3 protein-coding genes and 1 pseudogene are annotated in these 3,669 nt (G+C 75.1%); 2 read left to right on the top strand and 2 right to left on the bottom strand.

Going from position 1 to position 3,669, the window contains the following annotated elements; all coding sequences use genetic code 11:
- The first annotated feature begins 117 nt into the window (after positions 1-117).
- Both ACIQOV_RS32410 and ACIQOV_RS32405 read left to right on the top strand, forming a co-directional pair.
- Complete coding sequence (locus ACIQOV_RS32410; RefSeq protein ID WP_401054280.1) at positions 118-789, top strand: O-methyltransferase; 672 nt, start codon at positions 118-120, stop codon at positions 787-789.
- Between the two features lie 168 nt (positions 790-957).
- Positions 958-1,857, top strand: coding sequence for a Gfo/Idh/MocA family oxidoreductase (locus tag ACIQOV_RS32405; protein ID WP_359901043.1), 900 nt, complete (start codon positions 958-960; stop codon positions 1,855-1,857).
- A 132-nt stretch (positions 1,858-1,989) separates the two neighbouring features.
- Here the strand turns inward: ACIQOV_RS32405 and ACIQOV_RS32400 are convergent.
- Together ACIQOV_RS32400 and ACIQOV_RS32395 are read right to left on the bottom strand one after the other, a co-directional pair.
- Positions 1,990-2,124 (bottom strand): annotated as a pseudogene (locus ACIQOV_RS32400) (GNAT family N-acetyltransferase); the annotation flags it as partial.
- A 2-nt stretch (positions 2,125-2,126) separates the two neighbouring features.
- Positions 2,127-3,266 carry a hypothetical protein gene (locus tag ACIQOV_RS32395; RefSeq protein WP_401054278.1) on the bottom strand — a complete coding sequence of 380 codons (1,140 nt, stop codon included), beginning with the start codon at positions 3,264-3,266 and terminating at the stop codon, positions 2,127-2,129.
- Between the last annotated feature and the right edge of the window lie 403 nt (positions 3,267-3,669).

Raw genomic sequence — 3,669 nt, 5'->3', positions numbered from 1 at the left:
CCCGGTCGATCGTCCGACCGGTCCCGGACCGGTCGTCCACCACCACCGTCGTGGTGCCCTCGGGCCCTCGGAGTAGCATCGGTCGGGTACTGCCGATCTTGCACTCCGGAGGGCCCGATGTCTTCGCAGCCGACCTGGGACGCCGTGGACGCCTACTTCTCCGAGCGGCTGGTCGGACACGACCCGGTGCTGGAGCAGGCCACGGCCGCCGCCCGCGCGGCCGGGCTGCCGAACATCGCGGTGGCCCCCAACCAGGGCAAGCTGCTGCACCTGCTGGCGCTGACCCTGGGCGCGAAGCGGATCCTGGAGGTCGGCACGCTCGGCGGCTACAGCGCCATCTGGCTGGCCCGGGCGCTGCCCGCGGACGGCACCCTGATCACCCTGGAGCTGGACCCCCGGCATGCCGAGGTCGCCCGGGGCAACCTGGCGGCCGCCGGGCTGGCGGGGGTCGCCGAGGTGCGGGTGGGCCGGGCCGCGGACTCGCTGGCCGAACTGGTGGAGCAGGGCGCGGACCCCTTCGACCTGGTCTTCATCGACGCCGACAAGCCGAGCAACCCGGAGTACTTCCGCCGGGCGCTCCAACTGACCCGGCCGGGCTCGCTGATCATCGTCGACAACGTGGTGCGCGGCGGTGCGGTCGCCGACCCGGCCGGCACCGACCCGGCGGTGGTCGGCACCCGGGCGCTGCACGACCTGATCGCGGCCGAGCCGAGCGTCACCGCGACCTCGGTGCAGACGGTCGGCAGCAAGGGCTACGACGGCTTCACCCTGGCCCGCGTCCGGGGCTGAAAGTCCAGGGCTGAAAGTCCGGGGCTGAAAGTCCAGGGCCGAGACCCGCGCCGCCAGGGCGTACGCGGGCCCACCCGTACCACCGGCGCTCATGCGCGCCCACCTTCACCACTTACGCCCACCTTCACCACGCGCGCTCACCCGCGCTGACCGGAGAACGGAGACATCGTGCGGATCGGACTGCTGGGGACCGGCCCCTGGGCGGAGCGGGTGCACGCGCCCGTCCTGGCCGAGCACCCCGGGCTGGAGTTCACCGGCGTCTGGGGCCGCCGACCGGAGGCGGCCGAGGCGCTGGGCGCCGCGCACGGCGTGCCCGGGTACGCGGACCTCGACCGGCTGCTGGCCGAGGTGGACGCGGTCTCCATCGCGCTGCCCCCGACCGTGCAGGCGGGTCTCGCGGTACGGGCCGCCGAGGCCGGCTGCCACCTGCTGCTGGACAAGCCGGTCGCGCTGACCGTGCCGGACGCCCGGGCCGTGGCCGAGGCGGTGCGCGAGCACAAGGTCGCCTCGGTGGTCTTCTTCACCGTGCGCTTCGGCGGCGAGCAGATCCCGTGGATCGAGCGGCAGGCGGAGCTGGGCGGCTGGTTCACCGGCCGCTCGGACTGGCTCGGCTCGGTGTTCGCGCCCGGCAGCACCAGCCCGTACGCGGCCTCGCCGTGGCGGGTGGAGAAGGGTGCGCTGTGGGACGTCGGCCCGCACGCGCTGTCCGTGCTGCTGCCGGTGCTGGGCGACGCGACCCAGGTGACGGCGGCGGCCGGCCCGCTGGACACCGTGCACCTGGTGGTGCGGCACGCCGGCGGAGCCTCCAGCACGCTCGCGCTCAGCCTGACCGCGCCGCTCGCGGCGGGCGGGACGGGCATGGAGCTGCGGGGTGAGCACGGCGTGGTGCAGCTGCCCCCGCGCGGCGAGGGCCCGGTCGCGGCCCTGCACCGGGCGCTGGACGCGCTGCGGGCCTCGGCCGCCTCCGGCGAGCCGCACCCCTGCGGGGCGGACTTCGGGCTGCGGGTGGTGGAGATCCTGGTCGGCGCCGAGCGTTCGCTGGCGAGCGGCGGCCCGGTGGAGGTCTGAGCGGTCGACGCGGCCGGGCCCGGGCGAGGACCGGGCGGGGACCGGCGGTTCGGACGGACGTCGGGTAGGGACCGATGGTTCGGAAAGGCGCCGGGCGGGGCACGTGGGTGCCCCGCCCGGCGTCGTCCGTCGGATGCCGAACGGCGCGGCGTAGCGGACGGTGCCTGCGGGCAGCGGGTGGTCGGCGTCCAGGGAGAGGGCCATCAGCGCTTCGTCCGGGACGTCGATGGTCAGGCCGATGCCGTGGGCGCCGGCGCGCAGTGGACCGCTCAGACCGGCGGCACCGGCGGCACCGGCGGCAGCGACGGCCCGGCCGGCGGCGGGGCCGAGGACGGCCGGCGGTCGGCGGGGCGGGCCGGCGGGATGACCGGGGCGCGGAAGTCGCGCGGGCCGGTCCACAGCGCCGGGACGGCGTCGCTGCGGCGGGCCAGTTCGTACGCCAGGGCCTCGTAGTTGACCCGCCAGCCGTGGAAGTGCGCCCAGGCCTCCTCAACCGGGCGCTCACGCGGGAAACCGGCCGCGGTGATCATCGCGACGGCGCCCAGGTACTCGGCGTACGTCAGCCGGATCGGAATGTCCGGGTCCGGGTCCGTGTCGAAGTCGATCCGCAGCGAGCGGGCGATGTCGCGCAGCGCGGTGAAGCCGGCCCGGAGCACCAGCCGGGCCTCGGGCGGGGCCGAACGCGGGCAGAGCGCCAGGTGCAGGGCGGCGGCGTCCATCACGGCGATCAGTCCGACCACCCAGCTGCGGTTGGGCTGCGGGGAGCGGAAGGAGAGCAGCACCGGGTAGTTGGAGTGGCTCTCGCCGATGTCGGCGGCCAGCCGCTCCCAGTCCCGGTAGAGCTGGGGGAGCGCGGTCTCGGTGTCCACCAGGGACTGGCGGGCCAGCAGCTCGGGGCCCCAGGCGGGCTCGCCGGCCCGGGACTGCAGCAGCGTCACCTCGGTCTCGCGGCGCTGGTAGGCGGCGTAGAGGGTCGGCAGGTAGGAGATCTGGAGGGCGATCACCAGCGGGCCGCTGGCGGCGGCCAGGAAGTCGATCGCGGAGAGGTGCAGCCGGTCGCCGCTGGCGAAGCCGAGGGTGAACAGACTGGACCCGGCCTCGCGCACGGCCACCGACCAGCTGAGCTCCGAGGTGCCGTGTAGCAGCAGGGTGTAGGCGGTGAGCATGCAGCTGAGCCACACCCCGAGCATGCCCAGCAGCACCAGCGGCGCCAGCCAGGTGAGCGCCCGGTCCTGCGCGTGGTAGCCGCGGCCCGGTCCGGCGACCAGCCGCAGCAGCCCGCGCAGCATCCGCCAGAGCCGCATCACCAGCGACGAGTAGAGCCCGCGCGGAACGACCAGCGTGCGCAGGATGCTGCCGACGATCAGCAGGAGCAGCATCGCGCCGAGGGCGGTCTGGATCATCCTCATGGCGTCATTCTGGCGGTACGCCGGGGCTGTCGCGGACCGGTGCCCGCGCGGGTCGGCCGTCGGCCGTCCGTCCCCCTGCCGTCCGCCCGCCGTCCGTGGCCCGGGCGCCCCGGTTCACCGCACCGAGTATGACCATGATCACACCAAGGCGAGGCATACGTACTGATGTTCCCACCGCGTCTATGTGTACGGAGGATCACGCCCACGAGCGAATCGGAGACCGGACTGTGCGTGCCCAGCAAGACAGCGCCGCCGAAGAGGAGAAGCCCGGGCGGCGACGGTGGCGCTTCCCACCGCGTCGGAGGCCGTTACGGGCGTGGCGCCCGCTCCGGGGGAGGCGCCCGTCCCCGGGTCCGTCCCCGGACCACTCCCCGGGCCCGTCCCCGAGCCGGTCAACGGACCC

The sequence above is a fragment of the Kitasatospora sp. NPDC091257 genome, from assembly GCF_044757675.1.
In the GTDB taxonomy this organism is placed as follows: domain Bacteria; phylum Actinomycetota; class Actinomycetes; order Streptomycetales; family Streptomycetaceae; genus Kitasatospora; species Kitasatospora lactacystinica.
The sequence above is the reverse complement of the archived record's forward strand: the minus strand, read 5'-3'. Positions and strand labels throughout refer to the sequence as shown.

What these genes read in the sequence shown, in the direction of transcription:
- ACIQOV_RS32395 (WP_401054278.1), bottom strand. Translation starts at nt 3,266, where the DNA reads ATGAGGATGATCCAGACCGCCCTCGGCGCGATGCTGCTCCTGCTGATC.
- ACIQOV_RS32410 (WP_401054280.1), top strand. Translation starts at nt 118, where the DNA reads ATGTCTTCGCAGCCGACCTGGGACGCCGTGGACGCCTACTTCTCCGAG.